Origin of the sequence: Dechloromonas hortensis (genome assembly GCF_009469765.1) — a bacterium.
GTDB lineage: Bacteria > Pseudomonadota > Gammaproteobacteria > Burkholderiales > Rhodocyclaceae > Azonexus > Azonexus hortensis.
The window spans coordinates 363,350-386,484 of the sequence record NZ_SSSQ01000002.1 but is presented as its reverse complement, the minus strand read 5'-3'; the positions used below and the strand labels follow the sequence as shown (position 1 = coordinate 386,484).

The following is a 23,135-nucleotide window of genomic DNA, read 5'->3' as shown; positions in this document are numbered from 1 at the left end:
TATCCGCCCCGAGTATCTTTTAGAGGAAATGGCATATGAAAAAATTCATTCTGGCCGCGGCCATCGCGGCAACACCCCTGCTGGCCGGCGCCACCGACGTAAATGTCAATCTCGGCAACGTCCGCATCCAGGCACCGGGCGTCACCGTGACCTTTGGCGCCCGCGACAACCGCGGCTACTACTGGGACGGCTACGAATACCGCGACCCGGGCTACTGGAAACAGCATAACGGCCCGCGCGGCGAAAAGTACTACACCGGCCACCCCGGCAAGGGCAATGGCGGCTGCCCGCCAGGACAGGCGAAGAAAGGCCGCTGTTAAATAATCACACGTCTCATAAAAAACAAGGGCGCCGCGCGGCGCCCTTGTTTTTTTGGCCAATTCAGCAATCAAGCTTTGGCGAAACGCATGATGCCGTTTTCGCAACTGACGCGAATCGTATCCTTGGCGGCGAACTTCCCTTCCAGGATGGCCCGCGCCAGCGGATTCTCGATCTGCTGCTGGATCGCCCGCTTGAGCGGCCGGGCGCCGAAGACCGGGTCGAAGCCGGCCTGCGCCAGTTCGGCCAAGGCGCTGTCGTCGACGACGATGGCCATTTCGAGCTGGGCCAGCCGCTTTTCGAGGTAGCCGAGCTGGATCTTGGCGATGCCGGCGATGTGCTTCTCGTCGAGCGCGTGGAAGACCACCACCTCGTCGATCCGGTTGATGAACTCCGGCCGGAAGTAGGTCTTGACCTCAGCCATCACCGCCATCTTGATCACCCCGTAGTCGTCACCGGCCATCTGCTGGATCATCTGGCTGCCTAGATTCGAGGTCATGACGATCACCGTGTTCTTGAAATCCACGGTACGTCCCTGGCCATCGGTCATCCGGCCGTCGTCCAGAACCTGTAGCAGCACGTTGAAGACATCCGGGTGCGCCTTCTCGACTTCGTCGAGCAGGATCACCGAATAAGGCTTGCGGCGCACCGCTTCGGTCAGGTAGCCGCCTTCCTCGTAACCGACGTAACCCGGGGGGGCGCCGATCAGGCGGGCGACCGAATGTTTCTCCATGAACTCGCTCATGTCGATGCGGATCAGGTGATCCTCGGCATCGAACATGAACTCGGCCAGCGCCTTGCACAGCTCGGTCTTGCCGACGCCGGTCGGGCCGAGGAAGAGGAAGGAACCATAGGGCCGGTTCGGATCGGAGAGGCCGGCCCGCGAGCGACGGATCGCATCGCCAACCAAGCGCACCGCCTCGTCCTGCCCGACGACGCGCTTGTGCAGCCGCTCTTCCATCTTGAGCAGCTTTTCGCGCTCGCCCTGCATCATCTTGCTGACCGGGATGCCGGTCGCCCGGCTGACCACTTCGGCGATTTCCTCGGCCCCAACCTGGGTGCGCAGCAATTTGTTTTTGGCCTGTTTTTCAGGGTCGACCGCATCGGCCGCCTTCAACTGGGCTTCCAGCGCCGGTAACTTGCCGTATTGCAGCTCGGCCACCTTGTCCAACTTGCCTTCGCGTTGCAGGCGGGCGATGTCGGCCCGCAGGTGGTCGATTTCTTCCTTGATCTGGGCCGAACCGAGCACCGCCGACTTCTCGGCCTTCCAGATTTCTTCCAGGTCGGAATATTCCTTGGTCAGCTTGGTGATTTCTTCCTCGATCAGGGCCAGGCGCTTCTTCGAGGCTTCGTCCTTCTCGCGCTTGACCGCCTCGCGCTCGATCTTCAACTGGATGATGCGGCGGTCGAGCTTGTCCATCACCTCCGGCTTGGAGTCGATTTCCATCTTGATGCGGGCCGCTGCTTCGTCGATCAGGTCGATCGCCTTGTCGGGCAGGAAGCGGTCGGTGATGTAACGGTGGCTCAACTCGGCGGCGGCGACGATGGCCGGGTCGGTGATATCGACGCCGTGGTGCAGCTCGTACTTTTCCTGCAGGCCGCGCAGGATGGCGATGGTCGATTCGACGCTCGGCTCCTCGACCAGCACTTTCTGGAAGCGGCGCTCCAGAGCGGCATCCTTCTCGATGTACTTGCGGTATTCGTTGAGCGTGGTGGCGCCGATGCAGTGCAGTTCGCCGCGCGCCAGCGCCGGCTTCAGCATGTTGCCGGCGTCGATGGCCCCTTCGGCCTTGCCGGCGCCGACCATGGTGTGCAGCTCGTCGATGAACAGGATGATCCGCCCTTCGTCCTGCGCCACTTCCTTCAACACCGCCTTCAGACGCTCCTCGAACTCGCCGCGATACTTGGCGCCGGCGAGCAGGCCGGCCATGTCGAGGACCAGGACCTTCTTGCCTTTCAGGGTTTCCGGCACCTCCTCATTGACGATGCGCTGGGCCAGGCCTTCGACGATAGCCGTCTTGCCGACGCCCGGCTCGCCGATCAACACCGGGTTATTCTTGGTCCGGCGCTGCAGGATCTGGATGGCGCGGCGGATTTCGTCGTCGCGGCCGATCACCGGGTCGAGCTTGCCCTGGGCGGCGCGTTCGGTGAGATCGATGCAGTACTTTTTCAGCGACTCACGCTGCCCTTCGGCCTCCTGCGAATCGACGCCCTGCCCGCCGCGCACGGCCATGATCGCGGCTTCGATCGACTTGCGGCTCAGGCCGTGTTGCTTGGCGATGCGGCCGGTTTCGTTCTTGTCGTCACAAAGGGCGAGCAGGAACATTTCGCTGGCGATGAACTGGTCGCCGCGCTTCTGCGCTTCCTTGTCGGTCAGGTTGAGCAGGTTGGTGAGGTCACGGCCGAGCGAAACGTCGCCGCCGTGCCCTTCCACCTGCGGCAGGCGGGTCAGCGCCTGTTCGAGATCGCGCTTCAGGCCCGGCACATTGACGCCGGCCCGCGACAGCAGCGAGGTCGTGCCACCGTCATCCTGCTGCAGCAAAGCGAGCAGCAGGTGCTGCGGTTCGATGAACTGCTGGTCGCCACCGATGGCCAGGCTTTGGGCATCGGCTAAAGCTTCCTGGAATTTGGTCGTAAACTTGTCGAGTCGCATGGCTATCCTCTGGCGGAAATATTTTGATATCCGGTAGATGAGGGCAAGGCTGGGGATTTCAACTGGCGTTCATGGACGCCATGAACAAGAGTATCCTTCGGCCCCACTGTGCAAAATTTGAACGAACATTTTCGGCATAGATAATTATTAATATCCTGGGAGGGAATCCATGACCGGACACGGCATGACCTTGCGCGGCAAACTGGCCGCAATGACCATCGGCACCATCGCGGCACTGATCGTGTTGTTTGCCTTCCTGCTGATCAACGGCAAAAGCCAGATGCTCGGCGACCGCCAGGCCAAGGTACGCAACCTGGTCGAGGTCGCCCACGCCACCGTCGCCCATTTCGAGAAGGCGGCCCGCGAGGGCAAGATGTCCGTCGAGGATGCCCAGAAGGCGGCCGCTGCCGCCGTGCGCGACCTGCGTTATGACAAGACCGAATATTTCTGGATCAACGACCTGAACGACCTGATGGTCATGCATCCGATCAAGCCGGCAATGGAAGGCAACAAACTCGACCAGCTCAAGGACACCAACGGCAAGCTGCTGTTCGCCGAGTTCAATCGGGTGGTCAAATCGCAGGGTTCCGGCTTCGTGGACTACGTCTGGCCGAAGCCCGGCTCCGAGTCGAGCGTCCCGAAAATCTCCTTTGTCATGGGCTTCCAGCCCTGGGGCTGGGTCATCGGCTCCGGCATCTACATCGACGACGTCGAAGCCAAGTTCCGTAGCAACGCCATCGAACTGCTGCTCTGGGGTCTCGGCATCGGCGGCTTTGTTGGCATCTCGCTGCTGCTGCTGTCGCGCAACATCATCGGCACGCTGGGCGGCGACCCGACCGTCGCCTCGGCCGTCACCCGCCGCATCGCCGCCGGCGACCTGGCGACGCCGGTCGACACCGCGCCCGGCGACAACGACAGCCTGCTGGCCAACATCCGGACCATGCAGGAAACGCTGCGCAGCATGATCAGCAGCATTCTCGGCAATGCCGAGCAGGTTTCCAGCGCCGCCGATCAATTGCTGCGCGCCTCGGAAGAAGTGGCCGACCGGGCCCGTCAGCAGAGCGATGCCGCCGCCTCGATGGCAGCCTCGGTCGAGGAAATGGCGGTCAGCATCGACCAGGTCAAGGAAAACGCCGCCGAAGCGCACGGCATTTCCCAGGAAGCCGGGAAGATTTCGGAAGAAGGTGCGGCGGTCATTCACAACGCGGCGACCGAAATGCGCAAGATTTCCGAAGCGGTGCAGTCGTCCTCGACCATCGTTGAAGATCTCGGCCGGCAGTCCGACCAGATCACCTCGATCGTCAACACCATCAAGGAAATCGCCGACCAGACCAACCTGCTGGCGCTGAACGCCGCCATCGAAGCGGCACGGGCCGGCGAACAGGGCCGCGGCTTCGCCGTCGTCGCCGACGAAGTGCGCAAGCTGGCCGAACGGACCAGCCTGTCGACCACCGAAATCGGTGGCATGGTCGCCAAAATCCAGAACGGCACGCGCAGCGCGGTCAGCAGCATGCAGGCCGGCGTCGTCCAGGTCAGCAATGGCGTCGAACTGGCCAACCAGGCCGGCGACTCGATCAACCGCATTCGCGATGGCGCCGAGCGCGTCACCCATGTGGTCAACGGCATTTCCGACTCGATTTCCGAACAGAGCTCAGCCGGCAACCAGATTGCCCACCAGCTCGAAACCATCGCCCAGATGTCGGAAGAAAGCGCCATCGCCGTCGGCCACACGGCCACTGCGGCACGCCATCTGCACTCGCTGTCCGCCTCGCTGCACAAGACGGTGGCGCAGTTCAAGACCTGATACGGTCGTTCAGGCCGCGCTGGCAAACAAGGCCAGCGCGGCACTTTCGACCTGCTCGGCAACAAAGCGGGTCAAGGGGTCCGACCGGTCCCGCCGGTGCATGACCCGGGAAATCGGCAAATCCAGCCCGTCCACCGCCAGTGTCTTGATCGCCAGATCGGCATGGGCGGCAAACAGGCGGGCGACCAGATCAGGCACCACGGCAAGCAGCGGGCTTTGCTTGACGACAAACGGAATCGCCAGCGGCGAGGCAGCCTGCGCCACGACATGCCGCTTCAGGCCGGCCTTGTGCAGCACCTGATCGATCAGCCCCGGCTCATCGCCCGTATAACTGGTATGGATGTGCGGGTAGCGCATCAGGTCGGCCAGCCGGATCGGTGACGGCATGGCCAGCAAGGCCGGGTTATAGACGCAGCAAAATCCCGAGCGATAGAGCAATTGCGCCTCATGCACGTCACGCACGCTCGGAAAATGGCCGACCGCCAGCCGGATATTGCCCTGATCGAGATGCTCCAGCTGGCGCGAGGCGGGAATCGGCCGCACCGACAAGCTAAGGCCCGGCGCCTTGGCGCGCAGACGGGCAACCAGACCGGGCAGCAGCAAGGCTTCGAGCGGGTCGTTCAAGGCAAGGCGGAAATTGCCCTGCACCGTCGCCGGATCGAATTCGGCATCGGCCAGCGCCACCGCCTGCACCTCGCCCAGCAACTGGCGAATGCGCGGCGCCAGGGCCAGGGCGCGGGCGGTTGGCTGCATCGCACCGCCCTCGCGGTAGAGGATGTCATCCTTGAACAGTTCGCGCAGGCGGCTCAGCGCATGGCTCATCGCCGGCTGGCCGATGCACAGCCGGGCCGCCGCCCGGCTGACGCCGCCCTCGCTGAGCAGGGCATCGAAGGCGACCAGCAGGTTGAGGTCGAGGCGACGGAAGGCAAGGTAATCAATATCACTCATATCGATAGTCTAGATCAGATCAATCGATTTAATGCATCCACCAACAAGCCTTACACTGACCAGTCTTCCCGCCCCCTTGCTGCCGATGCCAAGCCCCCCTGCTCTCAACGCCCGCGCCCTGCTGCGCAGCATTGCCGCCATCACCTGTGTCGAGTTCTTCGAAACCGGCCTGGTCATGTTCGCGGCCAGCGGCATCATGGCCGGGCTCGGCCTCAGTCCGGGCGAGTTCGCGCTGGCCTACACGCTGTACGGGGTGGCCTCGATCTTCATGCTCTACAAGCATCAGTGGGTGGTCGAGCGGCTGGGCTACCGGACCTTCATCCTCGGCTCGCTGGCGATTTTCGCGCTCGGCGGCATCCTGTCGGCGACCGCCGACGGCTTCGCCCAGTTCGCCGTCGGCCGGCTGCTGCAGGGCGCCAGCGGCGCCACCTTCTTTACCGCCGGCCGCATGGAGATCAACCGGCTGCCGGCCGAAGCGCGCTTTCACGGCCTGCTCTGCTTCATCGGCAGCCTGCTCGGCGCCTCGGCCCTGGCCCCGCTCGCCGCCGCACTCCTGCTCGGCCTGTTCGGCTGGCAGGCGATCTTCTGGTGCATGCTGCCCTTGAGCCTGCTCATCGCCTGGCTCGCCGGTCCGCATCTGTCGCGCGCCACCGTTCCCCCGGCCGAACGCAGCGAGGAACACTGGGGCTGGCTGCTCTGGCTGGTGCTCGGCATCTTCGGCCTGCAATACGCGATCCAGGCCATTCCCGGCGACGGCGCTTCCTCGCATGGCCAGGTCTTCGCCATCGGCCTCGCCTCGATCGTCGCGCTGACCGTCTTCGCCGCACGGCAATGGAAGAAGGACAAGCCCTTGATCGACTATCGCGGCCTGCTCCAGTGGCGCTACCTGCTCGGCATCGGTCTTTATTTCTCAGGTTATTTCATGATCGGCGCCAGCGGCTTCCTGCTGCCGATCTTCTTCAAGGAAGGCCTCGGCCTGTCGCTGACGACGACCGCCCTGGTCCTCAGCTTCAGCATGGCCGGCAGTGTCGCCACCGCCCTGCTGCATGCCATGGCAGCGCGCCATCGGCCACGCTTGCGCACCTACATGCTCAGCGGCCTGGCCCTGTTCGCGATCGGCAGCCTCGCCTTCAGCCAGGCCAGCCGCTTGGACGACTGGCACCTGCTGCTGCTCCCGGCCCTGCTCTGCGGCATCGGCATTCCGCTCTATATCGGTCCGATCGCCTTCGGCACCTTCGTCGAACTGCCGGCCCGCGTTTTCTCGCACGGCTACCAGGTCAAGAACATCGTCCGTCAACTGGGCATTTCTTCGAGTGTGGCGCTGTCGACCGCCGGACTGCAGTTTTTCTATGCCCGCCAGCTAACCCTGCAACCGGAAGGCATGCATCCGGGCTGGGCGCAGGCCCTGCATGGCTTGTCCGGCGCCAGCGCCGGTTTGGTCAGCCCGCTGACGCTGGCCAGCAGCGAACTGTTTTTCTGGCTGGCGGTCGGCATGCTGCCGGTGGTGGCGCTCGTCCTCATGCAACGGACTTTCCGCTAAGGAAGAACTGATTAAATCCGATTCGTCATTCCCGCGCAGGCGGGAATCCAGAAAAATCAACGAACTGGATCCCCGCCTGCGCGGGGATGACGAATATTTCAGCGTTTCCCTAAAGGGCAGAAAGCGAAGGCGCCGTCAGCCGGCGTGCTTTTCCCAGCGGGCAGCGGCGTTGTCATCGGTTTCGCGGGCATCAACCCAGCGCCCGCCGTCCGGCGTCGCTTCGCGCTTCCAGAATGGAGCGCGGGTCTTCAGGTAATCCATGATGAATTCGCAGGCGGCAAAGGCTTCGCCGCGATGGGCACTGGTCACCGCGACTAGCACGATCTGGTCGCAGGGCTTAAGCGGCCCGACGCGATGGATGACCAGCGCATCGTAAATCTCCCAGCGGCCCTTGGCCTGGGCGACGATCTCCTCAAGCGCCTTCTCGGTCATGCCCGGGTAGTGCTCCAGCGTCATTTCCGACACCGTCGCGCCATCGTTCAGGTCGCGCACCAGACCGAGGAAACTGGCCAAGGCGCCGACGCGGGCGTCGCCGGCACGCAACGCGGCCAGCTCTGCACCAACATCGAAATCCGCTTCCTGAACCCGGACACTCATCTCAGATCACCTCGCGCGCTTCGAGGAAGCGCAGATTGGGGTACTTTTCTTTGACCATGTTCAGGTAAACATTGTTCGGCGCCAGGTAGACCGGGTCATCGGCGCCATCCAGCGCAACGTTGGCGCTGTAGCGGTCGGAAAGCTGGCGCAGTTCGTTGGCGTCACCGTGAATCCAGCGTGCCGTCGAGCAGTTGTAGCTTTCGAAGATGACCTTGACGCCGTACTCGTTCTCCAGGCGGCTGGCGACGACGTCGAACTGCAGGATGCCGACCGCGCCGAGAATCATGTCGTTGCCGGAGAGCGGCCGGAACAACTGGGTGGCGCCCTCTTCCGCCAGCTGCTGCAGGCCCTTCTGCAACTGCTTGATCTTCAGCGGGTTGGCGATCCGGGCCAGACGGAAATGCTCCGGCGCGAAGGACGGAATGCCGGTGAAGCGCAGGTCCTCGCCCTCGGTGAAGGTTTCGCCGAGGCGGATGGTGCCGTGGTTCGGAATGCCGATGATGTCGCCCGGATAGGCTTCGTCGGTCGTGCTACGGTCGCGCGCCATGAAGGTGATGGCGTTATTGACTGCCAGCGACTTGCCGCCCGCGCCCTGCTTGACCTTCATGCCGCGTTCGAACTTGCCCGAGCAGACGCGCAGGAAGGCGATCCGGTCACGGTGCTTGGGGTCCATGTTGGCCTGGATCTTGAACACGAAGCCGGAGAACTTCGGCTCGTTCGGCTCGACCCGGCGCGACACGGCCGGCCGGGCAATCGGCGCCGGCGACAGGTCAACCACGGCATCGAGCAGGCTCTGCACGCCGAAGTTGTTGACCGCCGAACCGAAGAAGACCGGCGACTGCTTGCCGGCCAGGTAGGCCTCGGCATCGAAGGCATGCGAAGCACCGCGGACCAGTTCGATATCAACCCGCAACTCGTCGGCCTGCGAGCCGATCAGCTCGTCGAGACGCGGGTTATCGAGGCCCTGGATGATCTCGGCGGTACCCTTCTCGGCCTGCGGATCGAAGAAGGCGATGGCGTCGTCGTACAGGTGGTAAACGCCGCGAAAGCGCTTGCCCATGCCGATCGGCCAGGTCATCGGCGCGCACTGGATGCCGAGCACCGACTCGATTTCATCGAGCAGGTCGATCGGCTCCTTGCCCTCGCGGTCAAGCTTGTTGATGAAGGTCAGGATCGGCGTGTCGCGCATGCGGCAGACGTTCAACAGCTTGATGGTCTGCGCTTCAACGCCATTCACCGAGTCGATCACCATGACCGCCGAGTCGACGGCGGTCAGCGTGCGATAGGTGTCTTCCGAAAAGTCTTCGTGGCCCGGCGTGTCGAGCAGGTTGATCATGCATTCGCGGTAGGGGAACTGCATCACCGACGAGGTCACCGAAATGCCGCGCTGCTTCTCCAGCTCCATCCAGTCCGAGGTCGCATGGCGCGACGCCTTGCGGGCGCGCACTTCGCCGGCCACCTGAATGGCGCCGCCGAACCACAGCAGCTTTTCGGTCAGCGTCGTCTTACCGGCGTCAGGGTGGGAAATGATGGCGAAAGTACGCCGGCGGGCGATTTCAGTGTCGAGAGCAGTCACGGCAGGCTTCAAAAAGCGGAAAGTCGGCGATTATACCTTTGCGACCAGCCCCCTTGCCGGCCAACTCGCGCCGGCCGCCCTTGCCGCGACACTTCCCGCGCTCGTGGCAAGCCCCGCCGGGCGCCGCAATCCTGATCCCGGTGCGGCGCCAAATCCGGAACAACGTCAGGCGACAGCCAGGGTCCGGCGATCCAGACGGCCGCTCCAGGTCGTGATCGCCAGGGCAGCCAGCACCACCAGCGCGCCGACCCAGGGCGTATTCATCAAGCCGGCATCGGCGACGATACGACCGCCCAGCCAAGCACCGCCGGCGATGCCGATGTTGAAAGCAGCAATATTCAGGCCGGAAGCGACGTCCACCGCGTGCGGCGCGTAGCGCTCGGCCTGTTGCACGACATAGACCTGCAGGCCGGGAACGTTACCGAAGGCGACCGCGCCCCAGACCATCACCGTCGCCAGCGCCAGCCACGGGTGCGAAGCGGTGAAGGTCAGCGTGAAGAGCACCAGCGCCAGGAGCAGGAAGATCACCTGCAGCGCACGGATCGGGCCATGCCGGTCGGCCAGCTTGCCACCCCAAATATTGCCGGCCGCCACCGAGACGCCGTAGACCAGCAACACCAGGCTGACTGCGTTGGCACTGAAGCCGCTGACATCCTGCAGGATCGGCACCAGGAAAGTGAAGGCGATGAAGGAGCCGCCGTAGCCGAGTGCCGTCTTGGCGTAAACCAGCAGTAGGCGCGGTTTGGTCAGCACCTCAAGCTGACGCAGCAGGGAAGCTGGTGCCTGGTGCCGGATGTTGCCGGGAATGAACAACAGACTGCTCAGGAAAGCCAGCACGCCGAGCAGTGACACGGCCAGGAAGGTGGCGCGCCAGCCGAAATGCTGACCAACGAAGGTACCGAGGGGCACACCGGTGACCAGGGCGACAGTCAGGCCGGTGAACATGATGGCAATGGCGCTCGCCGCCTTTTCCCTGGCCACCAGGCTGGTGGCGATGGTCGAGCCGATCGAGAAAAAGACACCGTGCGCCAGGCCGGTCAGGATGCGCGCCGCGATCAGCGTCTCGTAGCCGGGCGCCTGCCAGGCCAGCAGGTTGCCGACGGTAAACAAGGCCATCAGGGCCAGCAGCAGGAACTTGCGCGGTAGGCGGCCGCTCAGCGCGGTCAATACCGGGGCACCGACAGCGACGCCGAGGGCGTAGAGGCTGACCAGCAGGCCGGCCGACGGCAGGCTGACGCCGAGGTCACCGGCGATGGTCGGAAGCAGGCCGACGATGACGAACTCGGTCGTTCCGATGGCAAAAGCGCTGACAGTCAGCGCCAGGAGAGCGATAGGCATGGAGAAGGCTCCGGTCAAGATGGCGAAGGGCGCAGTCTCCTCGCTTTACTCTTGCCGAAAAAGCGGGTTATATGCCAAACATACTTGATTAAAAATCAACAATATGAAAATCAGCACGGAAGAACTGCAAGCCTTTACCAGCGTCATCGACTGCGGTTCGATCACCGCCGCCGCCGAGCAACTGGGCCAGACCACTTCCGGCATCAGCCGCGCTCTCGCTCGCCTGGAACAAAAACTCGCCACCACGCTGGTCAACCGCACGACTCGACGCATCGAACTGACCGAGGAAGGCAAACTGTTTCTCGGCCGTGCCCGGCAAATCATCGACGCCATCGATGAAGCGGAAGAGTTGCTGCTCGTCCGCAGCCAGGCGCCAGCCGGCCGGCTGCGGGTCGATGCCGCCTCACCGTTCATGCTGCACGTCATTGCGCCGCTGATCGGTGACTTCCGGCGGGCCTATCCGGCCATCGAACTGGAATTGACCAGCAACGACCAGTTCATCGACCTGCTCGAACGACGCACCGATGTCGCCATCCGCATCGGCAGTCTGCAGGACTCGACCCTGCATGCCCGCCCGCTCGGTCAAAGCCGCCTGCGCATTCTCGCCACCCCGGCCTATCTGGCGCGCTGCGGCCGGCCGGAAACGCCGGCTGAACTGGCACGGCACAGTTGCCTCGGCTTCATTCCGCCAACCTCGTTGAATAGCTGGCCGCTACGTCAGGACGAGGCGAGCGATTGGCCGATCACCCCTGCCATCGCCGCCTCCAGCGGCGAAACCTTGCGCCAGTTGGCGCTGGCCGGTGAAGGCATAGTCTGCCTGGCCGATTTCATGAGCCGTGCTGACCGTGAGGTGGGCCGCCTGGTCGAGCTATTGAGCAGCGCCACAGTCGCCACCCATCAACCCATCCACGCCGTCTATTACCGCAATACCGCCCTCTCGGCCCGCATCAGCTGCCTGCTCGACTTCCTGGCCAGCCGCCTGCCCACCCTGCTGTAAAGGTTTGCCGCCAGGCAACAAGCCCGGCCTCAGGCGAGCGGCACCACCTGCCGGTACAGCGCGCGGCTGGCGTAGGCCAGCCAGGGCAAGGTCAGCGGCAGCACGGGCAGGAGCAGCACGCTCCCGATGGTCAGGCTGGCCAGTACGGCCGCCCACAGCATGGCGGCCGGAAAGCTGCCGAAGACGATACGGACGCTGAGCACGACCGCCTCGACCAGCCCGGCCCGCCGCTCGCAGAGCAGCGGCACGGAAAACGCCGAGACGCCGAACAGCAGCAAGGCCACCACCAGGCCGGAGACGGAGGCCCAGCGAAAGAACTTGAAGACCCCGGCCGCCGTCGTCAGATCAGTCACCCAGACGGGGGTCTGGCCGAGCATGTAGGCATAGAGAATGGCGGCGTCGGTGACGAAGATCATGAACAGCAGGCCGCAGACCAAGGCCAGCGCCCAGAGCGCCCGCGAAGCCGCACCAAAGCCGGTCAGCACGTTGCCGAACGCAACCCGCTCGCCCCGCTCGTAGGCGCCGGCGATGCCATAAAAGCCGGCCAGGATGACCGGCCCGATCAGCATGAAGGCGCCGGCCGCGGCGATCACGAACGGTGTCCAGCCCTGGAGCAGCAAGCCGCCGAGAATCAGCCCGCCGGCCAGTACGAAGATCAGCGAATAGGCGATGCTGACGCCGCGTGTAGCGTTGGCCAGCCGCCAGCCATCGGCCAATGCCCACCAGATTGTCGCGCTGCTGAAGGATTGGATAGGCATGATGACAGGCAGAAAAAGGATGGGGGAGCGCCCAGCCTAGTCGATCAGCGCCGCCAGGTCATCAATGCAGATCAAACATTCTGCGGCTCGCAGCATGACCAATGCGTGAATTTCGGTAAAAGTTCATGCAAACAGGCGGCTTGTGCCGTTATCCTAACAGCCATGCCCAGCCTGCTCCGCCCCCTGTCGCATGCTCGCCCTGCCGGTTGCCTGCCAGAACGCTCCTGCTGGATCTGGCTCGCGCTGCTCTGGCTCGCGCTGGCATCGACAAGTCGTGCCGAAGCCCCCGCCCTGAGCGCGCTGCCCGATCAGGCGCTGGGCCGCTATCTCGGCATCCTGCCGGAAACGGAGCAAGCGCTGACGCTGGAGGAAGTCATTGCCCAACAGCAGCAGGGAAAATTCACCTCTACCGAGCAGACTGCGCCGAAATTCGGCATCGGTTCGCCGCCGGTCTGGCTGTACCTGGCCGTTCGCAATGACAGCGATCAGGACGTACGGCGCCAGTTGCAACTCGAAATCTCCTGGCTGGACCGGATCGAGGTCTATCACACCCAGGGCACGGCGCTCATCGGCCAATGGCTGGCCGGCGACGGCGACGCCGCCTTCCAGCACCCGCTGCCCGGCCTTGGCTACGTGTTCGACCTGCAGTTGCCGCCCGGCCGCAACGACATCTACCTGCGCCTGGCCACCACCGACCCGCTGCTCACCCCGCTACGCCTGCTCGACACAGCGCAGGCGGCGGCCCTCAAAGAGCAGCACGATTACGGCTACGGCCTGCTCTACGGTTTCCTGCTGGCGCTGATCGCCTATAACGCAATGCTCTTCATCGGCCTGCGCGAACGCGGCTATCTCGACTACACCCTTTATCTCGGCAGCTTCGTCATTCTCCACCTGGCCTACACAGGTCACGCCTATGCCTGGCTGTGGCCCGGCCAAGCCATTTTTCAGCAATACGCCATTCCGCTGCTGATGGTCACTTTCAGTTGCCTCGGCCTGCGTTTCGCCAGCGGCTTCCTGAATCTGCGCCAGCATGCACCGCTCGCCCATCGCCTGGTCTATTGGCTGATTGTCGCCATCCTCGGCCTGATCTTCGGCGCCGTCCTGCTGCGCAGCCCGCAAGCCGCGGTGACGATCGCCTTCCTGTTCGTGCTGATCTTCTCGGTGACCATGGTCTGGCTCGGCATCATCACCATTCGCCACGGGCGGGTCGCCGGCCGCTATTTCATCGCCGCCGCATTGACCACGCTGCTCGGCAGTACGACGACTGCCCTCGCCGTCTGGCAAGGGCTGCCCTACAGCACGCTCGCCTTCCATGCCGCCGGCTGGGGTGTGGTCTTCGAGGGCATCCTGCTCGCCCTGGCCCTCGCCTACCGGATGCGCCAGCACCAGCAGGCCCGGCTGCAGGCCGAACAGTTGGCGCGGACCGACCCGCTGACCAGCCTGCTCAACCGGCGCGCCTTTTTCGAACATGCCGGGCCGCTGTGGAGCGCCGCCTTGCGCAACCAGCGTCCGCTATCAGTGATCATGGCCGACATCGACCATTTCAAGAGCATCAACGACAACCATGGCCATGCCACCGGCGACAAGGTGCTGGCCGCCGTTTCCCGGCGCCTGGCAGAGGCCTGCCGCAACAGCGACATCGCCGCCCGCTGGGGTGGTGAGGAGTTCGTCATGCTGCTGCAGGACACCGATGCCCGCCAGGCCGCCCAGCTCGCCGAACGGCTGCGGGCCGAAATCGAGGGCCTGAAGCTCGGCCCGACCGGCTATCCGATGAAGCTCTCAGCCAGCTTCGGCATCGCCCAGCTTGGCGAACATGAATCGCTCGACCAGTTGATTCGCGAAGCTGACCAGTGGCTCTATCAGGCCAAGCAAAATGGCCGGAACCGGGTTGCCGGCGACCTGCAGGCTGAAAACACCTGAGTCCGCCGGAGCGGCGCCCGGCAGGACAGCGCCGGCTCAGCGATAGCTGGCAAAAACCCGGGAACTGCCGTCGCGCAGCACCAGCAGCACGTCGTGGGCATCGCGCCGACCGCCGTAGACCGGCCCGTCCATGCCCGGCGAGCCGACCGGCATGCCCGGCGCGGCAATGCCGAGCGCGGCCGGCTTTTCGGCCAGCAGGCGGCGGATGTCGCTGGCCGGTACATGGCCCTCGACGACATAGCCGCCAACCCGCGCCGTATGGCAGGAGCCGTAGCGCTCGGGCAGGCCGAAGCGTTGCCGGGCCGCCTGGTTGCCGGTATCGAAGACACGCACCGCGAAGCCGCTGTCCTCGATATGCTTGATCCAGTCGCCGCAGCAACCGCAGTTCGGGTCTTTCCAGACCTCGACCAGCGGACCGCGCGGCGCTGCCCCGACGACTTGCGGCAGGGCGAGACTCGCCCCCAGGCCCAGACCGGCGAATAACAGACGACGGCGGGCAATACCTGATGCATTCATGGTTGTTTCCTCCAACAATTAGCGGGCGACGGCGCGGGCTTGCAGGGCTTTCTGCCCCGGCCACTGGGCATTGACCAGCAGCTTGGCGCCGCTGGCCAGGCTGCCCGTCCCTTGCAGGCGGTTGTCGCCGGCCGGCTTGAGGTCGATTTCGGACTTGGCGCTACCGGCCAGCACGGTCAGCTTGCCGCTGGCGCCGGCGGTATCGACCGGTGCACCATGGTTGGTGACATAGACCGTCAGTTTTCCATCCTTGGCGACGATCTCGAACTGGGCCATGCCGGCTTCGGCAACGACGCCGCCGTATTGCGGCTGACCGTGGGTTTCATGGGCCGAGGCGACTCCGGCGGTGAACAGCGAAAAAAGGCAAAAAACGGCAAGCAGCTTTTTCATGGTGGTTTCTCCTAAGGTTGATTGATCAGAGTGCTTCGTTGAACTGTTCGCGCTGCAGGCGCTCGGCCGCGGCGCGACCGAATAGCCAGAACAGCGCCGGGGTGACAAAGGTGTCGAGCAGCGTGGCGCCGACCAGGCCGGAAAAGATGACGACGGCGACCGGATGCAGAATCTCGGTGCCCGGCTGTTCGGCTTCGAAGAGCAGCGGCGCCAGCGCGAAGGCGGCGACCAGCGCGGTCATCAGCACCGGCGTCAGGCGTTCCAGCGAACCGCGGACGATCATCGGGATCGAGAAGCTTTCGCCCTCGAAGCGCATCAGGTTCAGGTAGTGGCTGACTTTCAGGATGCCGTTGCGGGTCGAGATGCCGGCCAGCGTGATGAAGCCGATCAGCGCCGCGACCGACAGCGGCTGCCCGGACAGCCACAGGCCGAAGACGGCGCCGATCAGCGCCAGCGGCACGTTGGCCATGATCAGCCCGGCCAGCAGCGCCGACCGGTACCGGCTGTAGAGCACCATGAAGATCAGCGCCGTCGAGCCGAGGGCGAGCAGCGCGATCAGCCGCGCCGCCTCTTCCTGCGCCTGGAACTGGCCGCCGAGGGTGATGAAATAGCCTTCGGGCAGCGCAAACTCGGCGGTCACGGCGCGAATGTCGGCGACCACTTCGGACAGCGCCCGGCCCTGCGCATTGAGCGCGATGACGATGCGCCGGCGGCCGTCGTCGCGGGCGATCTGGTTCGGGCCGTCGGCATCCTCGATGCTGGCCAGCCGGAACAGCGGCACCGGCCCGGCCGGCGTCTCGACCAGCAGGTTGCGCAGGCCGTCGAGCGAACGTCCGCTTTCCGGCAAGCGGACGACGAGATCGAAGCGGCGGTTGGATTCGACGATCTGCGCCACCTTTTCGCCGCCGACCAGGGTCTGCAAGGTGCGCAGCAACTGCGCCGACGACAGCCCGTACTGGGCGGCGGCGGCCAAATCGGCCCGCACCTTGATCTGCGGCGCCAGCACCTGCTTTTCGACTTCCAGATCGGCCACCCCGGGAATCTGCTGCAGACGCTTGCCGAGCAGGGTCGCCTGAGCGCGCAGGGTGTCGAGATCCTCGCCGAAAATCTTGATGGCGATCTGCGCCCGGACGCCGGACAGCATGTGGTCGATGCGGTGCGAAATCGGCTGGCCGAGATTAAGGCTGGCCGGCAGATCCTTCAGGCGCTGCCGGATGTCGGCATAGATCGCCTCCTTGTTGCGGTCGCTCGGCTTCAGGCGGATTTCCAGCTCCGAGACATGGACGCCTTCGGCATGCTCGTCCAGCTCGGCCCGCCCGGAACGGCGGCCGATGTGCTCGATCTCAGACACCGTCAGCAGCAGCCGCTCGGCCTGGCTGGCAACGCGCACCGACTCGGCCAGCGTGACGCCGGGGTTGAGGCGCAGGCTGACCGTCATCGAACCTTCGTTGAACGGCGGCAGGAAAGTGGTCGGGAAAAACGGCACCGCGCTGCCGGCCAGCACGACGGCGACGGCGGCCACAGCCACCGGCCGCCGTGGCGCCGCCAGCACGCGTTCGAGCAAGGGCTGATAGTTACTTTTCAGCCAGCCGACCAGCCGGGTGTCGCCATGCGCCCCGGCCGCCAGCTTGGGCAGCAGGTAGTACGACAAGACCGGTGTCACCGTTACCGAAACGAGCAGCGAGGCGAGGATGGAGACGATGTAGGCGATGCCGAGCGGGACGAACAGCCGCCCTTCGATGCCGGGCAGCGCGAACAGCGGGACGAAGACCAGCGCGATGATCAGCGTCGCATAGACGATGGCCGAGCGCACTTCGAGCGAAGCCTTGACCACCAACTCGCGCACCCGGAACGGCTCGCCGCGGGCCGAGGCTTCGCGCAGACGGCGCAGGATATTCTCGACATCGACCACCGCGTCATCAACCAGTTCGCCGATGGCGATCGCCAGCCCGCCCAGCGTCATCGTGTTGATCGACAGCCCGAACCAGCGAAAGACCAGCACCGCGATCAGGATCGACAGCGGAATGGCGGTCAGCGAGATCAGCATGGTGCGCAGATTGCCGAGGAAGAAGAAGAGTACGGCGGCAACCAGGCAGGCAGCAAGCAGCAGCTTGGCCTGCAGGTTGCCGAGCGAAGCCTCGATGAAATCGGCCTGGCGGAAAATCACCCTTGGCGCCAGCACGCCGGCAGGTAGGCTCTGCTTCATGCTGGCCAGGGCGCTTTCCAGGCGCCGGGTCAGGTCGACCGTATCGGCCGTCGGCTGTTTCTGGATGCTCAGGATGACGGCCGGCGCACCGTTGAAACCGGCATCGCCGCGCTTGATGGCCGGCGCGAAGGCGACGCCGGCAACCTGGCGGAGCAGGATGGACTGGCCGTTGCGGGCGGTCAGCGCCAGGTTCTGCAGGTCGTCCAGGCGCGAGGTCCGGCCGAGATGGCGAATCAGGTATTCGCGGCCGTTCAGTTCGAGAAAGCCGCCCGAGGTATTGGCCGAGAAACCGCGCAAGGCGCTCTCCAGCTGGTCGAGCGAAATGCCAAGGTCGGCCATGCGCCGGGTATCCGGCTGCACCTGAAACTGCCGCACCTCGCCGCCGATCGGGATGACCTGGGCCACCCCGGTCACCGCCATCAGGCGCGGGCGGAGCACCCAGTCGGCGTACTCGCGGGCGCGCATCGGGTCGCCGTTGGCCGCATCGAGCGGAATGGCAAGCATCATCACTTCGCCCATGATCGACGAGATCGGCCCCATCAGCGGCACGACCGTCGACGGCAGGACGCCCTGCAGCGCGCTCAGCCGTTCGCTGACCATCTGCCGGGCGCGATAGAGGTCGATGCCCCAGTCGAAGGCGACATAAACGAAGGAAAGGCCGGGGCTCGACACCGAGCGCACCGAGGCGACGCCGGGCAGGCCGTTCAAGGCCGTTTCGAGCGGAAAGCTGACCAGCTGCTCGACCTCCTCCGGCGCCATGCCGCCGGCTTCGGTCATCAGCGTCACCGTCGGCTTGTTCAGATCGGGAAAGACATCGACCGGTAGCCGGCCGGCCTGGAAGGCGCCGTAGCCCATCAGCACCAGGCTGACGACCAGCACCAGCAAGCGACTGGCCAGGCTCTTTTGCAATAACCACTGGAACATGGCCGCTCCTAGCGAATCTGGTTGATCAGCCCGGCGCCGTCGATGACGACACGGTCACCCGGCTTCAAGCCGTCCGCCGCCATCACCTGCACGCCGTCGAACGGCTGGGTGCGTACCGGGCGCGGCACGAAGCGTTCGGGAGACTCCTTGACCCAGACCATCAACTCGTTGGCCTGACTGCGGACCAGCGCCTTCTGCGGAATCGGCAGCCCCTTGACGGTCGACCGCAGCAAAACCTGGATTTTCACCGGTTGGCCGAGCGGCAGCGCCAAGCCGGCGCCGACTGCGTGGTTTTCGAAGAGCAGCGGCAAGGCCTGTTCGCGCAGCCGGCGGCTGGCGCCGATGAAGCTCAGCGGCACCGCCCGCCCACCGAGCGCAATGCTGGCCGAAGCCACCTCGCCCAATTCGAGCGGCTCGTAGGCCAGTGCCTCGATGTGCAGGCTGTCCGGATCGACGATCTCGAAAACCAGCTCCTTCGACTCGACAACCTGGCCGACCACCGCATTGCTGGCGGCGATGATGCCGGCCACCGGCGCGACCAGCGCCTCGCGCCCCGACAGGCCGCTGCCGACGGCGGCGATCCGTCCGTTCAGGCTGAGGATTTCGCTTTCCGCCGCCTCGATCTCCTTGCGCGGCACCGTATCGGCCAGCTCGTTCAGGCGATGCAGGCGCTTTTCGGCCAGCTGGCGACTGGCCTTCAGTTCGGCCAACAAGGCCGACTGGTTGGAACGTTCGATCTGCCCGGCCGCCGGCACCACCCAGGCCAGCACGTCGCCCTTCTTGACCCGGCTGCCGGCGCTCGGCAGACCGTGCTCGCCGGCCGGCTCGATGCGGCCGGTGATCATCGCCTGGACGCGACCGCCGAGGTGCGGGTCCATGATCACCTTGCCCGGCAACTCGATGCTACGCGGCAGATCCTGCTCCACCACTTTCAGCGTCAGCACGCCCATCTGGCGTTGCGCCGGCTTGGGCAGGAAAACCACGCCATCGGGCAGGCGTTGCGGCGTATCGCCGAGGTTCGGCAGGACCTTCTTCGCGTCGCCATGCTCGTGGCCTTCATGGGCCAGCAGCGGCTGGGCGACCAGCAGCGCAGCGGCGATCAACAAGCTCAGTCGTTTCATGCCAGATCTCCTTTACGCTGCCGGCTGAAGCGCCAGCCCAGTACGGCCAGGACCAGTAGGGCGGCGACCGCCAGCGGAACGGTCAGACCCGAAACAGCGCCGGTTCCTGCGGTCGACGCCGGTAAAACGGCAAAATCGGCGCTCAGCAAATCGCTCTCCTCGCCAGCCAGCAGGGTGAAGGCCAGGACATGCTCGCCCGGCGTCCGCAAGGGCGTCAGCCAGGCCGCATCGTCGATCAGGTAATCGCCGCTCTCCGGGCGAAAACGGGCCAGTGCCGGGCGACCATCCGCCTCGACCTCGAGCTTGGCGTCAAGGACCGGAGCGTTGCTGGCGCTGCGGTCGATATGGAAAACGAAGCCTTTTTCATCGAGCCGGCCGACGATCTCGAAGACCTCGCTCTCGGCCACGACGACCGGGATCGGTGTCGGCAGCTCGGCCGCCTGCACCGACCCGAACCCGACGATGGCTGCGGTGAACAGCCCGAAAATCAGTTTTTTCATTGCATTTTTCTCCCTTATTCGGGCAGCAGGCCAAGCGCCTGCCGGTAAGCGGAAAAGCTCTGCGCCTGGTTGATCCGGGCGCGGCTGGCTTGGCGTTCGGCCTCGAAGGCCTCCTGCTCGATGCGCAGCCGGGTCGGCAGATCGGTTTCGCCGAGGCGGAAGGATTTTTCGAAGAAGCTCCGGCTTTCCCGGGCCAGCCGGGCCCGCTCGTCGCTGGCCGCCAGTTGGGCGTGCGCCGCGCCGAGCCGGCTGCGCGCTGCGGCCACTTCCTGCGCCAGCCGCTCGCGTTCGCGCTCGGCACCAAGGCTGGCTTCGATCAGGTCGGCATTGGCCTCGGCCAGCCGGGCATCCTGCCGAGGCGCCGAGGAAAACGGAATGCGCAGGGCGAGCGCCCAGGTCTGCTCCATCGCCTCGCCGGCCAGGCTGCGCTCGCGCCGCGTCGACACGGCAATTTCCGGCGTCGCCCGGCTGCGCGTGCGGGCCAGTTCCAGGCTGCGTCGCGAAACATCGCCCAGGTTCTCCAGGTTCTTCAGCCGGGGATGCGTGGCCAGCAGGTTTTCGGTCTGCGTTTCGGCCACCGCGCTCTCGCTGGCGAAAACCGGTTCGCCGGGCAATTGACCGGTCAACGTCTGCAATTGCAGGCGCGCCGCATCGGCAGCCGCCAGCCCTTCGGCCTGAACGGCCAGGGCCGCGGCCAGGGCGCCATCCGCCTGATGCTGGTCGGACCGCGCCAGGTCGCCGGCCGCCACCCGCCGCGCCACGTCGTCGCGCAGGCGGCGGGCCGCCGTCACCCGCTCGTCGGCCAGCGCCTGTTCGTTGCGCGCCTGCTGCCACGCCCACCAGGCCTGGCGAACTTCGCCGGCCAGTTGCAGGCGCAGTGCGGCTGCGCGGCCGGCCACCGCCGTCATTTCGGCATCGGCCACGGCCTGGCTGCCGCCGCGCTCGCCGGGCAGCCACAGCGGCAAGGCGAGGCCGACTTCATATTCGGCGTTGCCGCGGTCGCGGTTGAAACGGTCGCTCCGGCCGCCGAGTTCGAGACTCGGCGGTTCGGGCGTCAAGGCATCGGCGGCCGAGCGGCGGGCTTGCGCCGCCCGTTCGCGTTCGGCCAGCGCCTGAGCGACAGGCTGGCGCCCCCAGGCGGCGGCAAAGGCCCCGGCCAGTGTGGGATTGGGTTCGGCGTGGGCAGGTAGCGCCACGACGAGGCAAAGGGCGATCCAGGAATGGATACGCATGGCAATTCTCCGGCTGATGGAAACACAACCGGCGGCTGACCAGAACAGCCCGAAAAGGCTGTCAAAAACTCAAGGGAAAATGACTGGCGAACCGCCGACGATCAGGCGGCGGAGGCTCTGGGAGGGCGTTCGAGCCCTTCGGGGATGCGCGTCGAAAAACGGTTTTTTTCCGCGTCGACCGCAGCACTGCCATCGGCCGGCACAGCCAGACTCAGGCCATCGGCGATATGGCCCGGCAAATGACCGAGCACATGGCCGGGGCAGCAGTGATGCAGGGTATCCGGGCAGCTATCGTGTTCGTGGCCCGGACAATCGCTGCACGCCTCGTCGGCCGCCAGCGCACCGGTATCGTGTGCCTGCATGGCCGCCATGTCGTCGTGCGCCTCCATGCCCTGCACCGCCTCCCAGCCGAAACTCGGCGAGAAGACCGTGGCCAGCATGACCAACAGCAGATAACGGGAAAGGAGACGAAGCAGCGCGTGCATGAAGCGGACTATAGCCGACGGCTAGCGATTTCGAAAGTAAGGCAGATCAAAAAACCGGGCCGTGGCCCGCTGCCCGGAACGCGGTTTTACACGGAAATATGTATTGTTTGAGCGAGCTTACCGCCGGCTATCGTAAAATTGCGCCATGACTCGATCTGAACTCATTGCCACTTTGGCGCAGCGCTTTCCCCAACTGGTTCGTCCGGATGCCGAATTGGCAGTCGGCGAAATTCTCGATTCGATCACCCGCACGCTGGCCAACGGCGGCCGGGTCGAGATTCGCGGTTTCGGTTCGTTTGCGCTGAACTACCGGCCGCCCCGTATCGGCCGCAACCCGAAAACCGGCGAAAAGGTCGCGGTGCCCGGCAAATACGCGCCCCACTTCAAGCCCGGCAAGGAATTGCGGGCGCTGATCGCGCGCCCGGAATGAGCCCGCGCGGGTCGATGCGTCGGCCAGCAAAATACTGACAAAGGCACTATGAAAGATTATTACGGACTACTGGGTGTCGCGCCGGACGCGAGCGTGGAGCACATCAAGACCGCCTACCGCAGGAAAGCGGCGCAGTTTCACCCCGACCGCAATCCGGAGCCGGATGCGGCGGCCAAATTCAGGGCCGTGCAGGAAGCCTACGAAGTCCTGACCGATGCCGATCGGCGCAAGGTTTACGACGAAACCCGGCGCACGAGCTTGATTGATCAGCCCCTGGTGGTGGCGCGTGAAATCTGGACAAACTACTTGGGAAACCTACAAAAATGAAAAAATCCTATTATTTTTCCGAACTGGCGTTCTCCTACGACGCCGAGATTCAGGACCTGCTGACCGACTCGGAAGGCAGCCCGGCGCTGAAAACCCGCTTGAAGGAAAAGCGCCAGGAATTGCAGTCGCTGTTGCCGATGATCGAGTTCTGCCCGGAAATGGTGGTGCCCGTTTTCTACAACGCCTTCTCCTTCGCCAACACCAAGGCGATGGCCGCTGCCGTGAACTGCGAGCCGGACGATGACGACTTCCCGACCTGGGACGCTCTCTCGGCCAGCCTGACGCTGGAAGCCTGGGCCGCCCCCTACCTCGCCGCCGTGTTGAGCGAAGGCGCCGGCGAATCCTTCATGGTGACCGCCGCCTGCCTGGAATACATTCGCCAGTTCGATACCGCCGCCCCCGTCGCCACGGCTGAAGAGGATGAGTCCGGTCGCGAGAAAGGCGACGACGAGGATGGCGACGACGAAGATCGGGATCTCGGCGAGGCCGGCAACGACTGGCTGGCCGAACAGGGCTTCGATTCGCGCAATTCCTGAGCCGGCGCCAAGCCGCAGC

Annotated in this window: 21 protein-coding genes; 8 read left to right on the top strand and 13 right to left on the bottom strand. The window is 64.9% G+C overall.

What is annotated here, in order from left to right:
• The first annotated feature begins 35 nt into the window (after nt 1-35).
• Nucleotides 36-320: a DUF2502 domain-containing protein gene (locus GH663_RS05100; RefSeq protein ID WP_153130598.1), complete on the top strand. Its 285-nt coding sequence runs from the start codon at nt 36-38 to the stop codon at nt 318-320.
• Between the two features lie 68 nt (nt 321-388).
• Here GH663_RS05100 and clpB read toward each other — a convergent pair whose 3' ends face one another.
• A complete protein-coding gene (clpB, locus tag GH663_RS05095; protein WP_153130597.1) occupies nt 389-2,971 on the bottom strand; it encodes an ATP-dependent chaperone ClpB in 2,583 nt (860 codons plus the stop codon).
• A 169-nt stretch (nt 2,972-3,140) separates the two neighbouring features.
• Between clpB and GH663_RS05090 the strand changes: the two genes are divergently transcribed.
• Complete coding sequence (locus tag GH663_RS05090; protein ID WP_153130596.1) at nt 3,141-4,775, top strand: methyl-accepting chemotaxis protein; 1,635 nt, start codon at nt 3,141-3,143, stop codon at nt 4,773-4,775.
• Between the two features lie 9 nt (nt 4,776-4,784).
• Here the strand turns inward: GH663_RS05090 and GH663_RS05085 are convergent, their stop codons facing one another.
• A complete protein-coding gene (locus GH663_RS05085) occupies nt 4,785-5,723 on the bottom strand; it encodes a LysR family transcriptional regulator (protein WP_153130595.1) in 939 nt (312 codons plus the stop codon).
• An 85-nt stretch (nt 5,724-5,808) separates the two neighbouring features.
• Between GH663_RS05085 and GH663_RS05080 the strand changes: the two genes are divergently transcribed.
• The gene (locus GH663_RS05080; protein WP_170291340.1) at nt 5,809-7,263 is read left to right on the top strand and encodes an MFS transporter; all 1,455 of its coding nucleotides are present in this window, start codon (nt 5,809-5,811) and stop codon (nt 7,261-7,263) included.
• A gap of 135 nt (nt 7,264-7,398) precedes the next feature.
• Here GH663_RS05080 and moaE read toward each other — a convergent pair whose 3' ends face one another.
• From moaE to GH663_RS05065, 3 genes are all read right to left on the bottom strand, one after another.
• Nucleotides 7,399-7,860: a molybdopterin synthase catalytic subunit MoaE gene (gene moaE, locus GH663_RS05075; protein ID WP_153130593.1), complete on the bottom strand. Its 462-nt coding sequence runs from the start codon at nt 7,858-7,860 to the stop codon at nt 7,399-7,401.
• A gap of 1 nt (nt 7,861) precedes the next feature.
• The gene (locus GH663_RS05070) at nt 7,862-9,436 is read right to left on the bottom strand and encodes a peptide chain release factor 3 (protein ID WP_153130592.1); all 1,575 of its coding nucleotides are present in this window, start codon (nt 9,434-9,436) and stop codon (nt 7,862-7,864) included.
• Nucleotides 9,437-9,601: 165 nt separating this feature from the next.
• Complete coding sequence (locus GH663_RS05065) at nt 9,602-10,774, bottom strand: MFS transporter (protein ID WP_153130591.1); 1,173 nt, start codon at nt 10,772-10,774, stop codon at nt 9,602-9,604.
• Between the two features lie 103 nt (nt 10,775-10,877).
• Between GH663_RS05065 and GH663_RS05060 the strand changes: the two genes are divergently transcribed.
• The gene (locus tag GH663_RS05060; RefSeq protein ID WP_153130590.1) at nt 10,878-11,771 is read left to right on the top strand and encodes a LysR family transcriptional regulator; all 894 of its coding nucleotides are present in this window, start codon (nt 10,878-10,880) and stop codon (nt 11,769-11,771) included.
• Between the two features lie 29 nt (nt 11,772-11,800).
• Here GH663_RS05060 and GH663_RS05055 read toward each other — a convergent pair whose 3' ends face one another.
• Nucleotides 11,801-12,529 (bottom strand): DUF2189 domain-containing protein, encoded by a 729-nt coding sequence (locus GH663_RS05055; protein WP_153130589.1) that lies wholly within the window; start codon nt 12,527-12,529, stop codon nt 11,801-11,803.
• Between the two features lie 162 nt (nt 12,530-12,691).
• Between GH663_RS05055 and GH663_RS05050 the strand changes: the two genes are divergently transcribed.
• The gene (locus tag GH663_RS05050; RefSeq protein ID WP_153130588.1) at nt 12,692-14,449 is read left to right on the top strand and encodes a sensor domain-containing diguanylate cyclase; all 1,758 of its coding nucleotides are present in this window, start codon (nt 12,692-12,694) and stop codon (nt 14,447-14,449) included.
• Nucleotides 14,450-14,485: 36 nt separating this feature from the next.
• Here the strand turns inward: GH663_RS05050 and GH663_RS05045 are convergent, their stop codons facing one another.
• The 7 genes from GH663_RS05045 to GH663_RS05015 form a co-directional block, all read right to left on the bottom strand.
• Entirely contained in the window at nt 14,486-14,965 is a 480-nt protein-coding gene (locus GH663_RS05045) for a DUF411 domain-containing protein (RefSeq protein ID WP_153130587.1), read from the bottom strand.
• A gap of 18 nt (nt 14,966-14,983) precedes the next feature.
• A complete protein-coding gene (locus GH663_RS05040) occupies nt 14,984-15,355 on the bottom strand; it encodes a hypothetical protein (protein WP_153130586.1) in 372 nt (123 codons plus the stop codon).
• 25 nt (nt 15,356-15,380) lie between these two features.
• Nucleotides 15,381-18,485 (bottom strand): efflux RND transporter permease subunit, encoded by a 3,105-nt coding sequence (locus GH663_RS05035; protein WP_153130585.1) that lies wholly within the window; start codon nt 18,483-18,485, stop codon nt 15,381-15,383.
• An 8-nt stretch (nt 18,486-18,493) separates the two neighbouring features.
• On the bottom strand, nt 18,494-19,606 hold the full coding sequence (locus GH663_RS05030) for an efflux RND transporter periplasmic adaptor subunit (RefSeq protein WP_153130584.1): 1,113 nt from the start codon (nt 19,604-19,606) through the stop codon (nt 18,494-18,496).
• Nucleotides 19,603-20,106 carry a hypothetical protein gene (locus GH663_RS05025; protein WP_153130583.1) on the bottom strand — a complete coding sequence of 168 codons (504 nt, stop codon included), beginning with the start codon at nt 20,104-20,106 and terminating at the stop codon, nt 19,603-19,605. Before GH663_RS05025 ends, GH663_RS05030 begins: the two co-directional genes overlap by 4 nt.
• Before the next feature lie 14 nt (nt 20,107-20,120).
• Nucleotides 20,121-21,338, bottom strand: a complete 1,218-nt coding sequence (locus tag GH663_RS05020) for a TolC family protein (RefSeq protein WP_153130582.1) — start codon at nt 21,336-21,338, stop codon at nt 20,121-20,123.
• A 101-nt stretch (nt 21,339-21,439) separates the two neighbouring features.
• Entirely contained in the window at nt 21,440-21,823 is a 384-nt protein-coding gene (locus tag GH663_RS05015) for a hypothetical protein (RefSeq protein ID WP_153130581.1), read from the bottom strand.
• 145 nt (nt 21,824-21,968) lie between these two features.
• On the opposite strand from GH663_RS05015, the gene GH663_RS05010 reads away from it, so the two are divergent.
• Genes GH663_RS05010 through GH663_RS05000 form a run of 3 tightly spaced genes read left to right on the top strand, consistent with a single transcriptional unit; the run spans nt 21,969 to nt 23,116 of the window.
• Nucleotides 21,969-22,253: an integration host factor subunit beta gene (locus GH663_RS05010; protein ID WP_066880312.1), complete on the top strand. Its 285-nt coding sequence runs from the start codon at nt 21,969-21,971 to the stop codon at nt 22,251-22,253.
• A gap of 48 nt (nt 22,254-22,301) precedes the next feature.
• Nucleotides 22,302-22,580, top strand: coding sequence for a DnaJ domain-containing protein (locus GH663_RS05005; RefSeq protein WP_153130580.1), 279 nt, complete (start codon nt 22,302-22,304; stop codon nt 22,578-22,580).
• Complete coding sequence (locus tag GH663_RS05000) at nt 22,577-23,116, top strand: hypothetical protein (protein WP_153130579.1); 540 nt, start codon at nt 22,577-22,579, stop codon at nt 23,114-23,116. The genes GH663_RS05005 and GH663_RS05000 overlap by 4 nt, the downstream gene beginning before the upstream one ends.
• Nucleotides 23,117-23,135: the final 19 nt, after the last annotated feature.

Bases quoted from the DNA above. Each gene is read 5' to 3' on its own strand.
- GH663_RS05100 (WP_153130598.1), top strand. From the start codon at position 36: ATGAAAAAATTCATTCTGGCCGCGGCCATCGCGGCAACACCCCTGCTG.
- clpB (WP_153130597.1), bottom strand. From the start codon at position 2,971: ATGCGACTCGACAAGTTTACGACCAAATTCCAGGAAGCTTTAGCCGAT.
- GH663_RS05090 (WP_153130596.1), top strand. From the start codon at position 3,141: ATGACCGGACACGGCATGACCTTGCGCGGCAAACTGGCCGCAATGACC.
- GH663_RS05085 (WP_153130595.1), bottom strand. From the start codon at position 5,723: ATGAGTGATATTGATTACCTTGCCTTCCGTCGCCTCGACCTCAACCTG.
- GH663_RS05080 (WP_170291340.1), top strand. From the start codon at position 5,809: ATGCCAAGCCCCCCTGCTCTCAACGCCCGCGCCCTGCTGCGCAGCATT.
- moaE (WP_153130593.1), bottom strand. From the start codon at position 7,860: ATGAGTGTCCGGGTTCAGGAAGCGGATTTCGATGTTGGTGCAGAGCTG.
- GH663_RS05065 (WP_153130591.1), bottom strand. From the start codon at position 10,774: ATGCCTATCGCTCTCCTGGCGCTGACTGTCAGCGCTTTTGCCATCGGA.
- GH663_RS05060 (WP_153130590.1), top strand. From the start codon at position 10,878: ATGAAAATCAGCACGGAAGAACTGCAAGCCTTTACCAGCGTCATCGAC.
- GH663_RS05055 (WP_153130589.1), bottom strand. From the start codon at position 12,529: ATGCCTATCCAATCCTTCAGCAGCGCGACAATCTGGTGGGCATTGGCC.
- GH663_RS05050 (WP_153130588.1), top strand. From the start codon at position 12,692: ATGCCCAGCCTGCTCCGCCCCCTGTCGCATGCTCGCCCTGCCGGTTGC.
- GH663_RS05045 (WP_153130587.1), bottom strand. From the start codon at position 14,965: ATGAATGCATCAGGTATTGCCCGCCGTCGTCTGTTATTCGCCGGTCTG.
- GH663_RS05040 (WP_153130586.1), bottom strand. From the start codon at position 15,355: ATGAAAAAGCTGCTTGCCGTTTTTTGCCTTTTTTCGCTGTTCACCGCC.
- GH663_RS05035 (WP_153130585.1), bottom strand. From the start codon at position 18,485: ATGTTCCAGTGGTTATTGCAAAAGAGCCTGGCCAGTCGCTTGCTGGTG.
- GH663_RS05030 (WP_153130584.1), bottom strand. From the start codon at position 19,606: ATGAAACGACTGAGCTTGTTGATCGCCGCTGCGCTGCTGGTCGCCCAG.
- GH663_RS05025 (WP_153130583.1), bottom strand. From the start codon at position 20,106: ATGAAAAAACTGATTTTCGGGCTGTTCACCGCAGCCATCGTCGGGTTC.
- GH663_RS05020 (WP_153130582.1), bottom strand. From the start codon at position 21,338: ATGCGTATCCATTCCTGGATCGCCCTTTGCCTCGTCGTGGCGCTACCT.
- GH663_RS05015 (WP_153130581.1), bottom strand. From the start codon at position 21,823: ATGCACGCGCTGCTTCGTCTCCTTTCCCGTTATCTGCTGTTGGTCATG.
- GH663_RS05010 (WP_066880312.1), top strand. From the start codon at position 21,969: ATGACTCGATCTGAACTCATTGCCACTTTGGCGCAGCGCTTTCCCCAA.
- GH663_RS05005 (WP_153130580.1), top strand. From the start codon at position 22,302: ATGAAAGATTATTACGGACTACTGGGTGTCGCGCCGGACGCGAGCGTG.
- GH663_RS05000 (WP_153130579.1), top strand. From the start codon at position 22,577: ATGAAAAAATCCTATTATTTTTCCGAACTGGCGTTCTCCTACGACGCC.